17 protein-coding genes are annotated in these 20,317 nt (G+C 66.8%); 5 read left to right on the plus strand and 12 right to left on the minus strand.

Annotated elements, in window-relative coordinates; translation table 11 throughout:
- Positions 1 to 7 precede the first annotated feature (7 nt).
- The 5 genes from WG208_RS08215 to alr are packed head-to-tail and all read right to left on the minus strand — an operon-like array spanning position 8 to position 5,240.
- Positions 8 to 1,165 carry a hypothetical protein gene (locus WG208_RS08215; RefSeq protein ID WP_337170851.1) on the minus strand — a complete coding sequence of 386 codons (1,158 nt, stop codon included), beginning with the start codon at positions 1,163 to 1,165 and terminating at the stop codon, positions 8 to 10.
- Positions 1,165 to 2,415, minus strand: a complete 1,251-nt coding sequence (locus tag WG208_RS08220) for a hypothetical protein (RefSeq protein WP_337170852.1) — start codon at positions 2,413 to 2,415, stop codon at positions 1,165 to 1,167. Before WG208_RS08220 ends, WG208_RS08215 begins: the two co-directional genes overlap by 1 nt.
- Positions 2,416 to 2,452: 37 nt before the next feature.
- Positions 2,453 to 2,872, minus strand: coding sequence for a cytidine deaminase (cdd, locus tag WG208_RS08225; RefSeq protein ID WP_345786975.1), 420 nt, complete (start codon positions 2,870 to 2,872; stop codon positions 2,453 to 2,455).
- A 2-nt stretch (positions 2,873 to 2,874) separates the two neighbouring features.
- A complete protein-coding gene (locus WG208_RS08230; protein WP_337170854.1) occupies positions 2,875 to 4,056 on the minus strand; it encodes a phosphopentomutase in 1,182 nt (393 codons plus the stop codon).
- The gene (gene alr / locus WG208_RS08235; protein WP_337170855.1) at positions 4,053 to 5,240 is read right to left on the minus strand and encodes an alanine racemase; all 1,188 of its coding nucleotides are present in this window, start codon (positions 5,238 to 5,240) and stop codon (positions 4,053 to 4,055) included. The genes WG208_RS08230 and alr overlap by 4 nt, the downstream gene beginning before the upstream one ends.
- A gap of 188 nt (positions 5,241 to 5,428) precedes the next feature.
- Between alr and WG208_RS08240 the strand changes: the two genes are divergently transcribed.
- The 3 genes from WG208_RS08240 to mazG are packed head-to-tail and all read left to right on the plus strand — an operon-like array spanning position 5,429 to position 7,040.
- Positions 5,429 to 5,620: a hypothetical protein gene (locus WG208_RS08240; RefSeq protein ID WP_337170856.1), complete on the plus strand. Its 192-nt coding sequence runs from the start codon at positions 5,429 to 5,431 to the stop codon at positions 5,618 to 5,620.
- A 41-nt stretch (positions 5,621 to 5,661) separates the two neighbouring features.
- Positions 5,662 to 6,183, plus strand: coding sequence for a GNAT family N-acetyltransferase (locus tag WG208_RS08245; protein ID WP_337170857.1), 522 nt, complete (start codon positions 5,662 to 5,664; stop codon positions 6,181 to 6,183).
- Positions 6,184 to 6,227: 44 nt separating this feature from the next.
- Entirely contained in the window at positions 6,228 to 7,040 is an 813-nt protein-coding gene (mazG, locus tag WG208_RS08250) for a nucleoside triphosphate pyrophosphohydrolase (RefSeq protein ID WP_337170858.1), read from the plus strand.
- Between the two features lie 297 nt (positions 7,041 to 7,337).
- Here mazG and asnS read toward each other — a convergent pair whose 3' ends face one another.
- Entirely contained in the window at positions 7,338 to 8,639 is a 1,302-nt protein-coding gene (gene asnS, locus WG208_RS08255; RefSeq protein ID WP_337170859.1) for an asparagine--tRNA ligase, read from the minus strand.
- A 116-nt stretch (positions 8,640 to 8,755) separates the two neighbouring features.
- On the opposite strand from asnS, the gene WG208_RS08260 reads away from it, so the two are divergent.
- Positions 8,756 to 9,343 (plus strand): hypothetical protein, encoded by a 588-nt coding sequence (locus WG208_RS08260; protein ID WP_337170860.1) that lies wholly within the window; start codon positions 8,756 to 8,758, stop codon positions 9,341 to 9,343.
- 41 nt (positions 9,344 to 9,384) lie between these two features.
- Positions 9,385 to 9,744 (plus strand): transcriptional regulator, encoded by a 360-nt coding sequence (locus WG208_RS08265; protein ID WP_337170861.1) that lies wholly within the window; start codon positions 9,385 to 9,387, stop codon positions 9,742 to 9,744.
- 93 nt (positions 9,745 to 9,837) lie between these two features.
- Here the strand turns inward: WG208_RS08265 and WG208_RS08270 are convergent, their stop codons facing one another.
- The 6 genes from WG208_RS08270 to ftsZ form a co-directional block, all read right to left on the minus strand.
- The gene (locus tag WG208_RS08270) at positions 9,838 to 11,913 is read right to left on the minus strand and encodes an ATP-binding protein (RefSeq protein ID WP_337170862.1); all 2,076 of its coding nucleotides are present in this window, start codon (positions 11,911 to 11,913) and stop codon (positions 9,838 to 9,840) included.
- A 276-nt stretch (positions 11,914 to 12,189) separates the two neighbouring features.
- A complete protein-coding gene (gene recG, locus WG208_RS08275) occupies positions 12,190 to 14,310 on the minus strand; it encodes an ATP-dependent DNA helicase RecG (RefSeq protein WP_337170863.1) in 2,121 nt (706 codons plus the stop codon).
- 14 nt (positions 14,311 to 14,324) lie between these two features.
- A complete protein-coding gene (gene ftsY, locus WG208_RS08280; RefSeq protein WP_337170864.1) occupies positions 14,325 to 15,254 on the minus strand; it encodes a signal recognition particle-docking protein FtsY in 930 nt (309 codons plus the stop codon).
- Between the two features lie 125 nt (positions 15,255 to 15,379).
- Positions 15,380 to 17,359 (minus strand): 5'/3'-nucleotidase SurE, encoded by a 1,980-nt coding sequence (locus WG208_RS08285; RefSeq protein WP_337170865.1) that lies wholly within the window; start codon positions 17,357 to 17,359, stop codon positions 15,380 to 15,382.
- Between the two features lie 127 nt (positions 17,360 to 17,486).
- Entirely contained in the window at positions 17,487 to 18,767 is a 1,281-nt protein-coding gene (locus WG208_RS08290; protein ID WP_337170866.1) for a M23 family metallopeptidase, read from the minus strand.
- Positions 18,764 to 20,122, minus strand: coding sequence for a cell division protein FtsZ (gene ftsZ / locus WG208_RS08295; protein WP_337170867.1), 1,359 nt, complete (start codon positions 20,120 to 20,122; stop codon positions 18,764 to 18,766). Before ftsZ ends, WG208_RS08290 begins: the two co-directional genes overlap by 4 nt.
- Positions 20,123 to 20,317: the final 195 nt, after the last annotated feature.

The raw sequence follows: 20,317 nt of genomic DNA on the forward strand, positions 1-20,317 counted from the left end.
CCGTCGGTCACGGGCGGATCTGCAGTCCGATCCCGAACAGCCATGCCGACTCCTTCACGTTGGCGCTACCCAGCACCCGATTGGCACGCTGCAGGGAGAGGTCGAGTGACGCCGCATCGCGCGCCACCGGCAAACCGATGCCGGCGGAATACCGGGTCTCCTTCACTGGATCGCTCGTGACACTGAAGGGCAGTTCGTTGCGCGCATAGCCGCCGCGGAACGAGATGGGCACGCCGCGGAACTGCGGCCCCTGCACCTCGATGCCGGCCCGCACGTTGAGTGCATCGTGGGCGGTGGTGAGTCCCGTGCCGAGTGCGGCCATCTTCGACCAGTTCACCTGCTCGATCCCGAGGGAGAACGTGGAGCCGGCGATGCCATCGTACCGCAGCGCGGCCCCCAGACGATCGGGCACATGCGCCGTCGTGCGGACGGTGTCACGGATCCGCGCATCGAGCGATTGTCCCACACGATACGAACCCACCACCGCGAGTCCGGGAAGCAGGCGCACCTCCCCTCCGATCGACAGCCCGGTGCCGAAATACGTCACCCGCGACGAATCGAGCACGCTGCCGAAGAGCAGCGTGTCGGCGAAGATGCGGGAACGCACGGCGATATTCTCGCCGGTGAAGAGATGACCGCCCACACCGACCTTGAAGCGCGGGTTGATCTGCCAGCCGACCGCGGCACGCATCTCACCGATCCCGCCACGAATGTCGAGACGATCGTTGGTCGCGACCGATTCGCCATCGAGGATGGCGGATCCGGTGGTCAGCAATGAGTAGGAACGATCGAGAAAACTCGACGCACTCAGCCCGAGCGCCAGACCGCTGCGGAACGGAAAGAGCACCGCCAGCAACGGAATCCGCTGAATGGTGGTCCGCTCGTTCGTGCCGTTGGCCAGACGCAGGCTGCGGTACTCGGGTTCGGCCTGCACGCCCATCACGATGCGCTCCAATCCCCCGATCGAGGCCGGATTGAGGGGCGAGAGCGCATCAAAATCGCCGAAGGCGCCGGCCGTGCCGGCCGCGCGGGTACTCATCCCGCCCACCGGATAGCCGAACCCGAGACTGCCCAGGGAGCCCTGGGCACCGAGGGGAGCGGATGCGGCCAGCGATCCGAGCACTCCCGCCATCAGCGCCGACGTGAACAACGAAGAACGTGGCATCACGGCAGGGCGAACTCCGAACGCGGGAGATAGGTGATACGCAGACGCGGACGCAGCGACGGCGTGGACGTCTTGCTGCTGAAGAACCGCAATTCGGCCGCCTGGGCACCTTCGCGGTTGATCCGGAACGCCAGCGCCCGCGGCACATTCCCGGGCAACAGCCTCCAGTTCCGCGCGAGGGTCAGCACGTTGATGGCCTTGAGCCCGCTGTCCCGCGGTACCAGACGCGTCGTGTCGATGGACGCAAACACGCCGTCGGCCGACAGGTCGAGCACCCGACGCATGTCGGTCACGGATTCGGTGGTCGTGGGCACGAGCGCCGCGATGGCCACCGAATCCCCCGCATCGGCAAACGTGCTCGGACGCTGCGTCAGCAACAGCTCCGCGCGTACGATGGTGCTGGAGTCGGTGATGTACGACGGAATACGGAACCGCAGGTACGATCGGTAGGCGGGAAATCCGCCCACCACGAGCGCGTCGGCACCGACGGCGGGCGACGTGTGGTCGATGATCGAATACACCTGATAGGCGAGATTCACATCGGCGATGGCGTTGGCCAGCGACGTGTTCGTCCCCACCACGATCTGCGAATAGACGGTATCGGAAGACGCGTCATAACGCAGCGTGGGCGCGCCCGCATCGTAGGTGAACGCCACGATGCGCAACTGTCCGGTGCCCCCCGTCATGCGGAGTCCCACCCGCAGCGGCGCCTTGTCGGCGATCTTCCGTTCGAGCACCGTCCGACTGAGCGGGATGCGCAGCGTGTCCGAGGTGAGACTCGGAACCACCGTCATCGATCCGATCCGGCGATCGGGGCGGAACAGGGAGGACACCACCGCGGTCACCGTATCGCTGGCCGTTGTATCGACATCGAACACCTCGATGGTCACCGGCGCGCTGCCGCGTCGTCCGGTCGTGTCGAGCGGCAACGTCAGGTAGACGGAATCGACGGTGGTGATGGAATCGAGCGGCCCCACGCCATTCGGCAAGAACGACGTGGCCAGCACATCGAAACGCAGCACCCCGCGGGTCACCAGCGTATCGGGCCGGTTCGCCAGCAGCATCATCGCGGAGAGTCCGAGACTCGGGAAACCCGACACCGACGTATCGAGCATGACTGCCTCGAACGTGGTGTCGCGGAAATTCTGGGTCTGCGATGGACAGAGCGATGGACAGGCGGCACCGCCATCGAGGGATTCACCGCAGGCAGCCGCGGTGACCATCGTGGCGATGAGCGTGAGCAACAGCATCGGGCCGCGCCAGTGCGGGGCCTTCGAACGGACGCCCTCAAACATTCTCGAGCGAAGCAGGCGTGAACGGCGCTGGCAACAACTCCGCCAGCGACCAACGGGCCGCGCGTCCATCGGGCGCGACGGCAAAGATTTCCAGCGCTGGGGCGAATTCCACCAGTGCCTGACGACAGATACCACAGGGCGGCGTGGGATCCTGCTGCTGCGACGTGATCACGAGGCGCACGAACTGCCGCGCGCCGGTGGCAATGGCCGTGCCGAGGGCGACGCGCTCCGCACAGGTGCCCGCCGGATACGACGCGTTCTCGACATTGCATCCCGCAAAGATGCGTCCGTCGTCGGTTTCCAGTGCCGCGCCCACGGGGAAATGGGAATACGGCGCCCAGGCATGCGCCCGCGCGGTTTCCGCGGCGCTGAACAGCGGAGCGTGCGCCGATGGCAAATGGTCCAGCACCATACTCACGGGTGCAGCAACTCGGGCAGGAACGACGTGCCGCGCCCGCGCCAGTCGAGACCGAACCAGTGGGCCACCGAGGCCCCCAGATCGGAGAACGTGTCGCGAACGCCCAGGTCGCCGCCACGGACACGCGCGCCCACCGCCAGCAGCGGCACACGCTCGCGCGCGTGATCCGTGGACGGGGTGGTTGGATCGTTGCCGTGATCGGCGGTAATGAACAGCAGGTCGTCCTCCTTCAGGGCAGAGAGCAACGAAGGGAGCGCACGATCGAACGCCTCGAGCGCCCCCCGGAAGCCCGGCACATCATTGCGATGGCCGTACAGCTGATCGAAATCTACCAGATTGGCGAAGCAGAACCCACGTGGGGCCGTGGCCAGCCACTCCTGCAGGGCCGCCACGCCCGCGGCGTTGTCCGCCGTGTGCTGCGAGGCGATCCCGCGTCCGGCGAACAGATCGTCGACCTTTCCGATTCCGTGACGGGGCACGCCCGCTGCTTCCAACACGTCAAGCAGCGTATCCCCCGGCGGTTGCAGCGAAAAATCCCGCCGGTTGGCCGTCCGTCGCCAGGTTCCGGGCTGTTCCCCGTCCACGAACGGCCGGGCAATCACCCGCGACACATCGTGCGGCGCCACCAGCTGCCACCGGGCCAGCTCACAGGCGCGATACAACTCGTCGAGGGGAATCCACGCCTCGTGCGCCGCCACCTGGAAGACGGAATCGGCCGATGTGTACACGATCCAGGCCCCGGTCTGCCGCTGCATTTCGGCAAATTCCGCGATGACGGCCGTCCCGCTGGCCACGCAGTTGCCGATGACCGGCCGCCCCGTATTCCGCGCGAAGGTGTCGATCACCTCGGCCGGAAACCCCTGCGGATAGGTCGGAAACGGGCGCGCGAGATGCAACCCGGCGATCTCCCAGTGCCCGGTGGTTGAGTCCTTGCCGCACGACCGCGGCAGCATCACGCCGAACCCGCCCACCGGATGCGCCACCGGAGCCACCCCCGGAATGGGCGTGGCATTCCCCAAGCCAAGTCGTTGCAGATTCGGAAGATCCAGCCCGCCGACCGCACGCGCGAGATTCCCCAGGGTATCACTGCCCTGATCGCCGTACGCCGCCGTATCCGGAGCCTCCCCACAGCCGACTCCATCGAGCACGACGATGAGCGCGCGCTTGGTATCGGTCATGATTCGGACGACCCGGATGACGAGGTGGAAGGCAAGATGCTATGGTAGATTGGTGGAACCCTCAGGCGGAGACCGACCAGCAGTTCGTACGGAGACACGCCAGCGCGCGCCCCCACCGCCTCGGCAGTCAACGTGCTCCCGCCATCGGTGCCGAGCAGCGTGGCGACGTCCCCGGGCACACAGGATACCCCGCTGACGTCCACCATGGTCATGTCCATCGTCACCCGGCCGACCACCGGACAACGTGTCCCCCCGATAAGTACCTCGCCGACGTTGGAAAGATGCCGTCGATAACCATCCGCATACCCGGCAGAGAGCGTCGCGATGCGATGGGCCCCCGGCGCGGTCCAGGTGGCGCCATAACTCACCGACTCGCCGGGCAGCACGTCGCGCACGTCCACCACCCGGGCCCTCAGATGCGCCACCTGCCGGAGCCCCAGCTCGGCGGTGAACATACCCGCGTAGAGGGCGATGCCGGGGCGGGCCAGATGCCCGGGCGATCCGCCAGTGCGACTCACGATGCCGCCGCTGTTGTCCCGGTGCAGCAGCACGCCCGGGGGTAGCACGTCGTGCAGCACCCCCAGTGCCTGTTCGAAACGCGCGTCCTGCTCGTCACGGGAAGGGAGTGACTCGTCGGCGGAGTGAAAATGTGTGAACACGCCTTCCGGCGGCGCCTTGGCCACGGCCTCACGCAGCGACGCGACGGCGTCCCAGCGGATACCGGCGCGGGCCATGCCCGTGTCGATCGAGAGATGCCAGGGCGCATGCCGGGGCGTGCGTCCCTGGCCCAGCGTCCACCACTGCGCGATGTCGTCCGGACGATGCAGCGCCGGTCGCACATCGAGCGCCAGAGCGCGCGGCAGTTCATGGGCGAGCAGCGGCGTGGCGCAGAGAATACGACCGGCACACCCGGCCTCCCGGAGCGCCTCCGCCTCGTCGAGCGAGGCGATGCCCACGCCCCAGGGCGCATCGGACGGCGGCGCCGGCGACTCCGCCCGGGGCGTCTCGTGCGGCCCGCGGAACGGCACTCCCAGCGCCCGGGTCACGGCGACGGCGCCGATGCCGTAGCTGTCCGCCTTGACCATCGGCAGCAACGGCACGCGGGCGCGCTGCCTGAGCGCCGAAAAGTTGTGTCGCAGCGCGTCGCCATCGACATCGAGCCACGCGCGGTCCCGGTGAGTCATGCCCAATGGTAAACGCGCCGGCGGGGGTGGGCCACTGTGCGAACGGGGAATCGGCGTGAAGGGTATCGGGAGGTACCCCGGTAACGCGATTCATACCGTATCGCCGCACTGGAATGATGCGTTGCTGACGCCTCGGGACAATCGTAGGTTCCAACATACCCCTTCGCTCATCTGCCCAAGGAGCAGCCATGGCCAAGCCTATTCCCGCCACCCCTCCTGCCTATGGTCAGGATGCTCGACGTATTCGTGAAGAGATGAGTGCGGACCGTCCAGCGAGTGAAGCGCAGATCGAGCACAACCGAAGGGCATTGGAGGTGGCGAAGACCATGTTCCGCGACCTCAGCAAGCCGCTTGCGCGGAAAGTGCCCCCGGCACGCTGAGACGTCGCATGTCAGCGTCCCCTCTCTTCACGATCGAACCGATGCCCCCGGGATTCCGTCTCGGGGGTTTTCGTTGCGAGCCCGACGGGATTGAAGACGAGATCGGCGAGTATCTCGCAGATGGTGACGCCGCGCGTGACCAGGAGGTCGGCTATTCCCGCACCTATCTGGTGCGCGACGATGCATTCGAAGTCATTGCCTACTTCACACTGCTGGCCGATGCCATTCGACTCGACGACGGAGAAGCCGACTCGACGTGGGCCTACAGGAGTGCTCCCTGCATCAAGGTCGCGAGATTGGGGGTTCGCATCGATAGAAGACGCCGAGGGATCGGAGAACGGCTCCTTCAGCTCATCAGGGTGCACGCGTTCGAAATCGGCGAGCGCATCGGCGTGCGATATCTTACGCTGGACGCGATTGGCCCACGGGTAGGATGGTACCAGAAACAGGGATTCGTATTCACACAGCTCGCGGACCAACCCAGCACGGAAGCAGACAAGGCCAACGGTGATCGCGGCCTGGATCTCGGTCCGATTTCCGCACGCCCCTCTCTCGACTCCTAGTCCGCTCGCCTGCGGCTTCTCCAGACCCCCAGCCAGCGTCTCACGTGAACGTTCCCCCGGAATCATCTGCGCCCGCACCACGCTCGCTGGACGACGCGCTCGCTCTCATGCGTGATCTGCGCGCCCGCTGCGAGTGGGATCGCGCGCAGACGCATGCCTCGCTGCGGCCCTACCTCATCGAAGAAGCGCACGAGGTGGACGATGCGATCGCCTTGGGCGACGATGCGGTGCTGCGCGACGAGTTGGGCGATCTGTTCCTGCAGGTGCTCTTTCACAGTGTGGTGGCCGAGGAACGCGGAGCATTCGGCATGCAGGATGTGGCGGGAGCATTGATCGCGAAGATGCATGCGCGGCATCCGCATCTCTATGGCGACGGTGTGAAGCGTCCGTGGGAATCGATGAAGGCGGCGAAGGCCAAGCGGTCCACGCTCGAGGAGGGCCTGCCCGCGGGCCTGCCTTCCCTGCACCGCGCGCATCGTCTGCAGGACCGGGCGGCAGGCGTGGGATTCGACTGGCCCGACGCCCTCGGGCCGCTGGCCAAAGTGCGTGAAGAGATGGAAGAGGTGGCCCGCCTGATCGATCCGTCCACCGGTGCCGTGGCCGATCAGGACGCGCTCGAGGCCGAACTCGGCGATCTGCTCTTCGCGGTGGTGAATCTCTGCCGGAAGACAGGGGTGCACGGAGCGCTCGCGCTCGATCGCACCAATGCCAAGTTCGTACGCCGGTATGCGGCGATGGAGCGCTTGGCTGAAGCCGATGGTCGCACACTCACGAACCTCACGCTCGAAGAGCAGGACCGGTACTGGGACGCGGTCAAAGCCGCCGAAAGCGGTGAGGACAGACGGTCAGAAATCTGATGTCAGAGATCCGAGGTCAGAACTGAGACGGAGATAGGAAGCAGGAGGGAGTAGTCAGAAGTCAGAAGTCCGAGCACTTCGCTCGCGGGTTGGGTGCTGACGCGAGGAACTGGTGTGTTGCGGGGCGCTTCGCGCCCCAAGGGCCCTGCGGGCGCACGTCCCGCAACCCGTGGCGCGCACGTCCCCTCGACCGCCAGTGCTCAGATCTCTGATATCTGACCCCTTCCTCCTGCTTCCTATCTCCGTCTCAGTTCTGACCTCCGATCTCTGACATCAGACATCCGACCTCCGACGCCATCAGGGCGCCAGCCGCCCCATGAGCCTCGGAAACGGAATGCACTCGCGGATATGCTCGATCCCGCAAATCCACGCGATCGTCCGCTCCAACCCGAGCCCGAAACCGGAATGCGTGAACGTTCCGTAGCGGCGCAGGTCGAGATACCAGCCGTACGCCTCCACCGGCAGGCCTTCGTGCGTGAGACGGGCGAGGATCTTGTCGTAGTCGTCTTCACGCTGTGATCCACCGATGATCTCGCCGCGGCCTTCCGGCGCGAGCAGATCGGCGCACCGCACGGTTCGCGGATCGGCGGGGTTCTCCTTCATGTAGAACGCCTTGGCTTCCTTGGGATAGTTCACCACGAAGACCGGGCGCTCATGATGGTCCACGATGAGCGCTTCGTCGGGCGCGCCGAGGTCGTCGCCCCACTGGATGTCGCTGCCCTTGCTCTGCGCGAACGCGACGGCGTCGGTGTAGTCGAGACGCACGAACGGCTGCGACACACAATCGAGCTTGCTGGTGTCCCGCTCCAGCACCTTCAGTTCCTCCTGCCGACGCTCCAGGACGCGCTCCACGAGATAGCGCACGAACTCTTCCTGGAGATCCATGTTGTCGTCCTGATCGTACCAGGCCATCTCCGGCTCGATCATCCAGAACTCGGTGAGATGCCGGCGCGTCTTGCTCTTCTCGGCGCGGAACGTGGGGCCGAACGTGTAAATGCGTCCGAGAGCGGCAGCGAGCGCTTCGCCGTACAACTGCCCCGTCTGCGCGAGATATGCCGTGCCTTCGTCGAAGTATTCGGTGCTGAAGAGCCCCGCCCGTTCGCCGATGGCAGCCGTGAGAATGGGCGTGTCGCAACGGACAAAATCGCGCGCGTAGAAAAAGTCGTGGATGGCCTGCTCGAGTTCACTGCGCACACGCATGATGGCCACCTGACGCTGACTGCGCAGCCAGAAGGTGCGGTTGTCGAGCAGGAAGTCGATCCCGTGTTCCTTGGGCTGAATGGGGTAGTCCTGCGGACTCGTGCCGATCAGCTCGAGCTGCGTGACACCCATTTCATAGCCACCGGGAGCCCGGGCGTCGGCCCGGACTTCTCCCGTGAGCGCCACGCTGCATTCCTGCGTCAACGTGCCGAACACCTCCCATGCCGCTTCGGAGACTTCGGCTTTCACCACCACGGCCTGCAGGATCCCGGTGCCATCCCGCACCACGGCAAAGCCGATCTTCCCTTTCGAACGCAGGTGGGTGATCCAGGCACGAACGGTGACGGATCGACCTACGTGGTGTCGCAGGTCGGCAATACGGGTGGAGTCGAGTTGCATGAGGCGTGGGTGGAGGTCCGAGACGAGGCAAGCTACGAGCGGCACCGGGACACTTCAACGCAACTTTGCAAAATAAAGGACTTGCAACCAGGATCGCCCACCGTCAGCTTCCCTCCATGGCTTCCGTGTCCTCGCTGGGCGGCCGGGCCGCCGACGATCTCGCGTACGTCCGCCAGGTCCTCGAACGGACCGAACACTTCTCCGCCGTGCCGGGCGCCGGAGGCATCGGCATGGGCGGTATCGCCTTCGTCGCAGCCTGGCTCGCGCATCGGCAGCCCTCGTTCGAACGCTGGACGCTGGTGTGGGTCGGCGCTGCCGTGCTGGCGTTTGTGATCGGCGCCATCACCCTGGTGCGCAAGGCCCGCATTCACAACCTGCCCCTCGACGGGGTGGCCGCCCGACGCTTCACGCGGGGCCTGTTGCCGCCGCTCGCCCTGGGCGTGGTGCTGACCATCACCGCCATGCGCACCGACAGCTGGTCCATGCTGGTCCCGCTCTGGCTGGGGTGCTACGGCGTGGCCATTCTCGCCGCCGGTGCCGTATCGGCGGTGCATATCGTCCCGCGCTTCGGCGCATCACTGCTGCTCCTCGCAGGACTCGCGGCGGCGCTGCCACTGGCGTGGCGCGACGTGGTCATGGCACTCGGCTTCGGCGCAGGACATCTGATCACCGGCGAGATCGTCCGTCGCCGGTATGGAGGCTGATCATGGGCGCACGCGCCAATCGCAAACCTTCGCGGCCCCCCGTGTCCGTCGTCGAGACACCATCCGCGCCCGCGCTCGAAGCCATCGCCGGTGAGGCCGCCGGACAGATTCCGGCCCTCGATGCGCTCATTCACGAACGGGCGCGACTGGCCATCATCACGGCGCTCGCCAGCGGCGAACCGCGCACCCACACCGAATTGCGCGATCTGCTGCAACTCACCGACGGCAATCTGAGCGTGCATGCACGCAAGCTCGAGGAGGCAGGCTATCTCACCTGCACCAAGGAGTTCGCCGGTCGTACGCCGCGCACGTCGTACAAACTGACGGCCGCGGGTCGTCGCGCCTTCGATCGGTATCTCTCGCACCTCGAACATCTCGTCACCGCGCTGCGACGGCGGTGAATCGGGTCGGAGTCCGCGCATCGCGGATCACGCATCGCAACTTGAGCATCACGCCAGGCGCGACAGCGGGAGATGTCGTGGATATCGCGCCCGTCAGATGCGCGTGACGAGCACCTTCCGCACGCGCGACACCAGCGCCTCCGGCGTGAACGGCTTGCCGATGAAAGCGTGTTCCTCGTCGTCGGGCAGCTCCTCACCGGCCTGATAGCCGGACATGAAAAGCACGGGAAATTGCCAGCCGTGTTCGACGATCGCGTCGGCAAGTTCGCGGCCCCCCATGCGCGGCATCACCACATCGGTGAGCACGAGATCGGGTGTGAATCCCGCCGCCAACTGCTCGAGGGCGTCCGCCCCATCCTGCGCGACCTGCACCTGATAGCCCTTGCGGCGAAGGATCTCCGACACGAGGCGGCGCAATCCCGCTTCGTCTTCCACGACCAGAATGACCTCGCCATCCGACGTGCCGGTCACGGGCGGCGCCTCCACGACATCACCAGGCGTATGCGCCAGCCGCGGCAGCGCGACGGTGACGGTCGTGCCCCGCCCCGGGGTGCTGTCGCAGAACACATGTCCACCCGCCTGGGTGACGATGCCGTACACCGTGCTGAGGCCAAGTCCCGTCCCATCTCCCAGTTGCTTGGTCGTGAAAAACGGCTCCCACATGCGGGCCACGATGTCGGCCGGCATCCCGATCCCATCGTCTTCCACCGACAGCAACACCCACTGCCCGGCCGGCAATCCACCCAGGAGCCCCTCGGACACGGTATCCGTATCGAGCGCCGTCGTGGTCACCCGGATGGTACCGCCATTGGGGAGCGCATCCCGGGCGTTGACCACGAGATTCACCACCACCTGGGCCAGTTGACCACCATCGGCCATGACCGGTAACGGCTGCGGAGTGGCTTCCGTCACCAGCAGCACCTGCTCGCCGATGAGACGGCGCAACATGCGCTGAATGTCGTGGACGATCCCGTTCATGTTCACCCGAGAGGGGGTGATCGTCTGCCGTCGGCTGAACGCCAGCAACTGCGCCGTCAGCAACGACGCCCGGTCGGCGGCCTTCAGAATCTCCGTCAGATCCTGACGCAGATCGACCAGACTGCGGGACTCCGCGGAGCCGGCCAGTGCGTTCTGCAATCCCATCACCTGCTGCTCGGACAATTGCGCGAATCCGACGATTGCCGTGAGCAGATTGTTGAAATCGTGCGCGATCCCCCCGGCGAGGGTGCCCACGGCTTCCATCTTCTGCGAATGCAGCAGACGTTCCTCGAGTTGCAGGCGTTCTTCGCCTTCGCGGCGCAGATCGTCGTTGGCCCGCGCCAGCTCGCGTGTCCGTCCCGTCACCGCTTCACGCAGCGTCTCCTCGCGGCCGACCACCCCGAAGGCGAGTGACGTCAACAACACGATGATGACGAGGGTGGCCGCGCGCGTGGGACGCAGATCCGCCTCGACCGATTCGCCCCACCCGCCGACCGGCGACGCGAGAACGGTCCAGTCTCCGTCACCGATACGCACCGGGGTCATGGTGGGCTCACTGACGTCCGCGGGCTCTCCCCGCATCGACTGGCCCCGACGATCGAGCAATACGGTGCGCACCGTGGCCGGCACCGCCGCCCCGTCCGCTTCTTCGAACACCGGACCGAGGTCGAGCACCATCGTCACCAGATCGGGGAATCCGGCGCGCACATTGGACACACGCTGACGCAGGATGAGTCCGGTCCCTCCTTGCAACAGTGCGATGGGCCCGGTGATGATCATGTGTTCGGCGTCCATCGCCCGCTGGACGCCATCACGAATCTCGGCGCGCGGATCGCTCAACAGATCGTAGCCGAGCAGGCGGAGGGAATCTGCCGCGGGATAGGTGGCGACGATGCGCCCTTCGCGATTGAGCTGGATCGCGCGTAAACCGGTGGCCGCCGTGCGCAATCCTTCGGCGATGGTGGGGAATGCCGTGCGCATGGCCTCCACCGACGGCTGGGCATCGACGAAGGCCACCAGCCCCGCGAGGCGCCCCACATGGCGATTGAACACGCCTTCGATCGCGACGGCATACGGCGCGACATACGAGCGCACGCGCTCCCGTTCCCGCTCGATGAGCGATTCGCGATACCATCGGTCGAACGCGATGCCAAGCAGCAGCGCCCCGACAAACGTCAGCAACGCTGCCACGATCGATCGCTTTCTCAACGCGGACGGAACCGACACAAGCCCTGGGACAACCCCTGACACAACTCCTCAGATCGCGCAATTCGTCGTTCCGTGAGCGAGCGACATCGCACGACTCAACTGGCACGCCAGCAGCCCCGCAGTACGGGGTGAAGCGGGCTAAGCAGGCAGCCCGCTAATTTCACCCCCGGCACCCGGGTCCGCCATGGCTGGCTTCCCGACAAGGACGACTGGCCGCACAAAAGGTCTTCCCGCCCCCTCCCCTCGCGGTGAGGATCGTCACCCCACCCGGAACAGGTCGAGCGCGCGGGCATAGCCCACCGTGAGCAGATGCCGCAGCCCTTGGTGGGCCGGCCGTTCCAGTTCGGGGTCGGTTGCCAGGAGTTCATCGGCCAGCGCACGGGCGGTGTCGTTCAAGGCCTCGTCGCGAAGCAGGTCAGCCACCCGGAACGCCGGGTCCCCGTGCTGACGGGCGCCGAACAGGTCGCCCATGCCCCGCAGCGCCAGATCGGCACGGGCGATGGCAAACCCGTCTTCCGTGGACGCAAACAGCTCCAGGCGCTCCGCCGCTTCGGCGCCGACGTCGCCCAGCAGAATGCACCAGGAGCGCGCCTGCCCCCGCCCCACGCGCCCGCGCAACTGGTGCAGTTGCGACAGTCCAAAACGCTCCGGGTGTTCGATGATCATCACACTGGCATTGGGCACATCGATGCCCACCTCGATGACGGTGGTGGACACCAGCGCGTCGAGATCGCCATCGCGAAACCGACGCATGATCCCGTCGCGCTCCTCGGCCGGAATGCGGCCGTGCAGCAACGCCACCCGTCGGCCCGCCAGCGGACCGGCCGTGAGCGTCTCGAACATCGTAGTGGCTGCCTTGAGATCGATCTTCTCGCTCGTTTCGATGAGCGGGTACACCACGTACAACTGCCGGCCGGCATCGAGTTCACCGGCCGCAAACGCGAAGACCTTCTCCCGCGCGCTTTCGCGGCGCACCACCGTGGTGACCGGCTGTCGGCCGGGTGGCCGTTCATCGAGCATGCTGACGTCGAGATCGCCGTGCAACGTGAGCGCGAGCGAGCGGGGAATGGGCGTCGCGCTCATGAGCAGCACATCGGTGGCCGCACCCTTGTCGCCGAGTACGGCACGCTGCTCCACCCCGAAGCGATGTTGCTCGTCGATGATGGAGAGGCCGAGGTTTCCGAACTGCACATCCGACTGCAGCAACGCGTGCGTGCCGATGACGAGCGCGGGTTCGGTGCCGGCGATGACCGCGAGCGCCGCACGACGTTCGGCCGCCGACAGACGTCCGGTGAGCAGCACCGGCGTGATGCCCATGGGTGCGAGCAGCGCGCCGATGCTGCGCGCGTGCTGCTCGGCGAGCAGTTCGGTAGGCGCCATCAGTGCCACCTGCGCGCCGTTTTCCATGGCCACGAGCGCCGCGAACAGCGCCACCACCGTCTTGCCGGCACCGACATCGCCCTGCAGCAGACGATGCATGCGCCAGTTGCTGCCCATGTCGGCCACGATCTCGCGGATGGCGCGCACCTGCGCACCCGTGAGTGCATACGGCAGCTGTTTGCGCAGCGCCGTGGTGAGTGTACGCCGGCTCCGCATCGCGCGTCCCGTGCGCGCCTGCCGCGCGAGTTGATTGGCCCGACGATGCAGCAATTGCACACACAACAGCTCTTCGAACGCCAGACGGGCGCGTCCGCGCACGGCTTCCGCCACCGACGACGGACGATGCACCATGCGTAGCGCTTCCCGCAGCGGTGGAACGTCGGCCGCGGCCAGCAGCGATGCCGGTAACGGCTCCTGCACCTGCGTCAGCAGTGCATCCAGATGCTGCTGCACCAGCGCCCGCAGCATCCGCACCGACAACCCTTCGGTGGTGGGATACACCGCGAGCACCCGCCCACCGGTCGTTCCCTCCTCTTCCGGACCGAGGTTCACATACTCCCGCGGTTGCAATCGCCGGCCGTGAAAGAAACGCACGGGTCCGGTGCACAACAGCCAGTCGCCCTTGTCGATGGTGCGATCGAGGAACGGTTGCCCGGGCCAGGCAATCTCGATCATCCCCGACGCATCCTGGATGACGGCCTGAAAAACACGCAGCCCCTTGCGGGTGGGCAGGACGCCCTTGGCGATGACCTGGCCCAGCACGGTGACATCGGCACCGATGGCGGCATCGTCGATGGGCGTGACGGTGGTCGCGTCTTCGTACCGATGCGGCACATGACGCAGCAGATCGCCCGCCACCGAGATGCCCAGCCGCGCGAGCATGAGCGCACGCGCCGGCCCGACACCTTTGAGGTACGTGACCGGCGTGTCGAGTGTCAGGCGGGGAGCACGCGATGTGGTGTTGCGCGATGCGCTGTTGCGCGATGACGACTCCCCCACGGTGACTCCGGAGATCAGGCCTCGACCAGTTCCTGCGCGTACACGTCGGCGTCGAACGGTTCGAGATCCCCCACCTGCTCGCCCACGCCGACGAACTTGATCGGCACATCGAGTGCTTCGTGCACCGCCACGACGATTCCGCCCTTGGCCGTGCCATCGAGTTTGGTGACCACCACGCCGGTCACCGGCACGGCCTTGGAGAACGTGCGGGCCTGTGACAGCGCGTTCTGCCCGATCGTGCCGTCCAGCACCAGCAGAATCTCATGCGGTGCCGACGGCATGCGCTTGCCGATGACCCGATGAATCTTGCGCAGCTCCGTCATCAGATCGTCACTTGTGTGCAGACGTCCCGCCGTGTCGACGATGATGAGATCGACATTGCGCGCGATGCCGGCATCCACGGCATCGAACGCCACCGAGGCGGGATCCGATCCGGGCAGTCCGCCCACGAACTCCGCACCGGCGCGTTCGGCCCACACCCGCAACTGATCGATCGCGCCGGCGCGGAACGTATCGGCCGCTCCCACCAGCACCCGCTTGCCCTGCGCGCGATACTGCGCCGCCAGTTTGCCGATGAAGGTGGTCTTGCCCGCACCATTCACACCGATGACCAGCAGCACCGTCGGCCCCGAGGGGGCCACGGCCATCCGCGGATCGGCATTGCCGGTGCGCAACGCATTGGCCACCCCGTCAGCCAGCGCCTGACGGAATTCCGCCTCCGTCTTCACCTCGCCGCGCTTGTGCCGACGTTCCACCTCGGCCACGAGCGCCAGCGACGTCGGCACGCCAAAATCGGATTCGATCAGCAGCGTTTCGAGCGCTTCGAGCGAGCCCTCGTCGACGCCTTTGAACAATACCGTGACATCGGTGCGGACCAGATCTTTGACACGTTGCCAGAGCGAACGTTTGGGAACGTCATCCTTGCGGCGAAAAAGGCGAGACACGGGAGAGAGTTTGGAGTTTCAGGTTTGGGGTCGTGGGGTGAACAACCGGGTTGCGGGACCCGGGACTCGTGACCCGGCTGTTTCTCCCCAAACCCACAACCCCGAACCCACGACTGCGGTTCAGCTCACCGCTGGCCCGTCACACGACGCCCGATCCACTCGGCGCACAACAGCAACAGCGCCAGCACGAACGGCCAGCCCGAATCGACGAGGCGGGGGGCATCGGACGCGGATGCGGTGCGCGAAGCAGGCCCCGCGGTGACGGCCGGCGCACGCGGCACCCATTCGCGCGAGGCGTTCACCACGAGCACGCTTGGGCCGCCACGCGTCTCCACATCGTACACCCCGGGCGGCAAGGTGGACGACGTGGTTTCGAAGCTGCGCGACGCAAACGCCAGTGTGATGGAATCACGCGCGCGCGCGGCAGAGGGACTGCCTGCGACCCGACGGGAAATCGTGGCTGCCACCAGCGTGTCCGCCCCACCCCGTCGCCACGACACGGGGTCACCGGCGCGTACGAGACCGGCCACCGGTCGTGCAGCCCTCGCGTCTCCACGGCCGGCGGCGACCCAGTCGAAGATGGCTCCCCACAGCGCCGTGAAGGCCTCTTTCGGACGCCCGCCCCGCAGCGCCCATCCGGCATAGCCCGAGCCGGAGATGATCACTGCCCGGGTACCGCGCTCCTCACGGGCGGCAATGGCAGCGACCGGATCGCCACGCTTGCCCAGGCGGGCCGTGAGCACGGCGTCGACGGTGCCGCTCGATGTACCGGCATTCGCCGCGGCATTCGCGCCAGTGGCCGGCCCGGCCAGTGTGATCGGTGGCAGGGAGTCGAACGGCAATGCCACCAGCGCCGACATGAGCGGCGACGCCGGGGCGCCGGCCACATACCACTCGGCCGTGCGCGTGAGTTCACCCGCGCGCGCGACCAGCGTCGGTGGCGCTGGCACCCACAGGGCGCGCGCCGCCGCCGACGTCACCGTCGCCGATCCCGTCGAGACGCCGGGGGCCGCACGTGGGGACATCCAACTGGTGTCGCCGTGCAGAATGAGCATGCCCGCGGCGGCGGCGCGCGCCCGCACCTCCGCTTCACTGATGGGCGCCAACGTGCCTTCCACGCGCCACACGTTGGGAGCGACCCGCAGATACGCACGCGTCGGCACGTCCAAGGCACCGCGCAACACTGTGAGCACCTCGCGCACATCGAGGTCGGGCGAGGTGGACACGAACACCGCCGTGGGGCGGTCACCCACATCGATGGCCACGGTGAGCGTATCGTTGCGCGGTTCGGCGTCAGCGGCCACACGCACCACCGATTGCAACAACACGATGCGGGCACCGCGAGGCATCGTCACCCCCGCCGTGACGCGCGTGCTGGCATACGGCGCCAGCGCGGGCACCGGTACGGTCGCGACTTCGGCGCCATCGAGCAGCACGGCCATGGTGCCATCGGGCGTGGCCGTACCACCGGCCACCAACGTCGCCGACACCGATATCGTATCTGCCGCCGTGGCCGACGCCGGCACCGACAGATCCGCCATCGCGACGTCGCGTCGCGCCGCGCTGCCTGCCACATCGGCCATGGTCACCACGCGCGAACCGGCCGGCGCTTCCGTCAGTACGTCCGCATCATCGAGTTCACCATCGGTGACCAGCACGAGCGCCCGTCCCATCGATGCCGCGCGGTCGACGGCGGGACGCACACGCGATGCCATATCGCCGGGCACCCAGTGCGTGAGATCGTCGCGTGTCCCGTCGCGCAGTGAGTCGCCGACCAGCACGAGCGGCGCGTCGGCACCAACGGTCGGCATCACGCTGTCGACGAGTCGCTGACGCCATCCTCGCACGGCCGTGCTCTCGTCACCCACGGCCCGTCGCCACGACGCCGAGGCATCGATGGCCAGCAGTGGTGGCAAGGGACGCGCGCGTCCCGACGGTGCCCCGAGCATCAACGCGGCCACGATGGTCACCGCCAGCATGCGCAGGACCGCGAGTCCCCATGCGCTCGTGCGCGATGACGAACCCGCTCCGACACCGCGGCCCCGCCCATAGGCGAGCCACGCGGTCAGAAGACCCAAGGCGATGGCGATGACCCAGCGAATCACGCAGGTAAGCTCACGAGGAGAGCGGTCGGATAAAAGGGGATGGGGCGGGAGTTGAACGTCGCTCCCGCCCCATCCGATGAATTACGAAGTCTGTTGGAACATCGCGTGGCGCGCTACTCAATCCTACTCAATCGCCAGTGATGCGCGCTCCATCGCTCCGGACGGCGATGCTGGGGATCGCCGCGTCGAGTTGCGCGAACAGACGCGCCTTGAGGGCGGCAAACTCCGCCCGCTGCGCAGCGGCCAGCGGCTCGCCGGTCACATTGCGCAGAGCCACCCGCGGATCACGATGCTGTCCGCCCACCAGCACTTCGAAGTGCAGATGCGGGCCGGTGGCGAGGCCGGAGGCGCCGACATATCCGATGGTGCGTGAAATGGGCACGGACACACCGGCCTTGATCCCACTGGCAAACCCTTGGAGATGCCCATAACGCGTCACGTACCCGTTGGTGTGCCGGATCTCGATGACGCGTCCATATCCGCCCTTCCAGCCGACAAAGACCACGCGGCCATCGCCGAGCGCCCGCACCGGCGTACCGGCGGCAGCCGCGTAGTCCGTGCCCTGATGCCCGCGCATGATGCCGAGAATGGGATGCCGCCGCTGTCCGAACACGCTGGAGATGCGCCGGAAGGCCAGTGGGGCGCGCAGGAAGGCCGCGCGCATGGACTTTCCTTCGCCATCGAAGTAGGACACTCGCGTGCCCTGCGCGAATCGCATGGTCTCGACCGAGCGGCCATCCACCTTGAGACGTGCGGCAATGATGTTGCCGGGCCGCACCAGTCCATTGGGAGCCACCTGCCGCTCCACGAGCACACGCACCGAATCGCCCTTCTTGAGATCGCGGCTCAGATCGACGCGATATTCGAGGATGTCGGCCAGCGCGTACGCCAGCTCCACACGCACGCGCTCGGGGAAGGCTTCGGCACCGGCGGCAATGGCTTCGGTGAGCGTGGCATTGACCACACCGCCCACGACGACCGTATCGGTCTGCCAGGGGAGCAATTCTTCTTTCTCGACCCAGGCCCGGGAACCAGGCTCCGCACGCGTCAGCCGGACGATGCGATCGATGGCCAGCTGGAAGATGATCTCCGACGTGCCCGAATCGGGCTCCACCCGCGTCGTGATCTGGGTGCCCGCACGGATGCGGCGGGAATCGATGGCCGAAGCGGCCTGCAGGGCCTGCGCAGCTTCATCGGGCGAGACACCGGCGCGTTGCAACGCGACCGAGAGCGCCTCGCCCTTGCGCACCGTGTCGACCATGGTGCGCCACCGGGAGGAGACACGAGGCCCCGCGGCCAGCACTTCAGCAGCGGGGCGCTCTTCGACGACGGGACGTCCCAGCGCGATGACCGCCGCTCCGATCCCCAGACACCCAGCGGCAACGAGCAGCGTACGCGTGACGGTCAATCCATCTGTCTCCGTATGAACGTCGGGATTTCCATGTCGTCGAGTTCAGCGCTGGACGATGCGGCTGGCGGCTGAACCCGTGGCGGGCGGGGTGCGGCCCCCTCCCAGGCGGGACGCGCCGGCGGCTGCACCGGAGGCCGGACCGTGGGTCGTTCGCGGGCCGGGAAGGGGAGCACCGACGGCGCCTTGTGGGCAGCCGCAGCATGAGAAGATGCGGCCGATGGCGCGCCAGCGGAAGGGGCAAATGTGCTCTGGGACGACCCGTGACCGGCGACATGTCCACCCTGGACGATCCGGTCGAACCCGGTGGCGATGACCGTCACCCGGATCTCGCCCATCATGGCCGGCTCGTGCACCGCACCGAAGATGATTTCGGCTTCGTCACCCACGGCATCGTGCACGATGTCATTGATCTGGTGCACTTCACCCAGCGTGAGGTCCTCGCCGCCGGTGATGTTGACCAGCACGCCCGTGGCGCCCGACACCGATACGTTGTCCAGCAGCGGCGAGGCGATGGCCTGCTGCGCGGCTTCGCTGGCCCGGTTCTCCCCGCGGCCGATGCCGGTGCCCATGAGCGCCGAGCCCCCGTTCTGCATGACGGTGCGCACGTCGGCGAAGTCGACGTTCACGAGGCCGGTCTCGGAGATGAGCACCGAGATGCCCTGCGTGGCGTGCAGCAGCACTTCGTCGGCCTTCTTGAGGGCTTCGTGGAACGGGATGCCCTTGCCCACCACCGCCAGCAGCCGCTCGTTGGGCACGATGATCATCGTGTCCACGTGCTTGCGCATCTCGGCGATGCCCTCTTCCGCCTGCCGCATGCGCTTGCGGCCTTCGAACAGGAAGGGGCGGGTCACGATGCCGACGGTGAGCGCGCCGGCTTCGCGGGCGAGCTGGCAGATGACCGGCGCGGCGCCGGTCCCGGTGCCACCACCCATGCCGCAGGTGACGAACACGAGGTCGGCGTTGCCCAGGACACGCTTGGTGTCCTCGCGATTCTCTTCGATGGCCTGGCGTCCGATCTCCGGCCGCGCACCGGCCCCGAGGCCGCGCGTGAGCTTCTTGCCGATCTGGATCTTCACATCGGCCTTGGAGTTCATCAGCGCCTGCGCATCGGTGTTCACCGAGATGAACTCCACACCCTCGAGGTGCTCCTCGATCATGCGGTTCACGGCGTTACCGCCGCCGCCTCCCACACCCACCACTTTCATGCGGGCGTTCTGGGAAGCGCTCTCTTCGAACTCGAAGGTCATCCGGGGGAGCTCCATACGGGGCTTTGGCGGCACGGGGTGAAAGTCGCAACGCTCCCGGGCGGTACGGAAACGCTGGTAGTCGAGTGCCGCGAGCACCGCCGGCATTGGCGGTCCGCGCTCCCGACCGATGTGCAAATGTGGATCAAACCGGAACTGATGCCGTTACTCCCCTAGAATACACTTTCGACGGAATCCCGCAACCCGTGGATTCCTTTACACTTGTGACGTCACAGTCCGCTCCGCGAACGCTCCGCGTTATCCACATTTGAGCCGGCCGGCGCGAGGATGTGAGATCCCAGA

Origin of the sequence: Gemmatimonas aurantiaca, assembly GCF_037190085.1 — a bacterium.
In the GTDB taxonomy this organism is placed as follows: Bacteria; Gemmatimonadota; Gemmatimonadetes; order Gemmatimonadales; family Gemmatimonadaceae; genus Gemmatimonas; species Gemmatimonas aurantiaca_A.

What these genes read in the sequence shown, in the direction of transcription:
- WG208_RS08215 (WP_337170851.1), bottom strand. Translation starts at nt 1,165, where the DNA reads ATGCCACGTTCTTCGTTGTTCACGTCGGCGCTGATGGCGGGAGTGCTC.
- WG208_RS08220 (WP_337170852.1), bottom strand. Translation starts at nt 2,415, where the DNA reads ATGCTGTTGCTCACGCTCATCGCCACGATGGTCACCGCGGCTGCCTGC.
- cdd (WP_345786975.1), bottom strand. Translation starts at nt 2,872, where the DNA reads ATGGTGCTGGACCATTTGCCATCGGCGCACGCTCCGCTGTTCAGCGCC.
- WG208_RS08230 (WP_337170854.1), bottom strand. Translation starts at nt 4,056, where the DNA reads ATGACCGATACCAAGCGCGCGCTCATCGTCGTGCTCGATGGAGTCGGC.
- alr (WP_337170855.1), bottom strand. Translation starts at nt 5,240, where the DNA reads ATGACTCACCGGGACCGCGCGTGGCTCGATGTCGATGGCGACGCGCTG.
- WG208_RS08240 (WP_337170856.1), top strand. Translation starts at nt 5,429, where the DNA reads ATGGCCAAGCCTATTCCCGCCACCCCTCCTGCCTATGGTCAGGATGCT.
- WG208_RS08245 (WP_337170857.1), top strand. Translation starts at nt 5,662, where the DNA reads ATGCCCCCGGGATTCCGTCTCGGGGGTTTTCGTTGCGAGCCCGACGGG.
- asnS (WP_337170859.1), bottom strand. Translation starts at nt 8,639, where the DNA reads ATGCAACTCGACTCCACCCGTATTGCCGACCTGCGACACCACGTAGGT.
- WG208_RS08260 (WP_337170860.1), top strand. Translation starts at nt 8,756, where the DNA reads ATGGCTTCCGTGTCCTCGCTGGGCGGCCGGGCCGCCGACGATCTCGCG.
- ftsZ (WP_337170867.1), bottom strand. Translation starts at nt 20,122, where the DNA reads ATGCCGGCGGTGCTCGCGGCACTCGACTACCAGCGTTTCCGTACCGCC.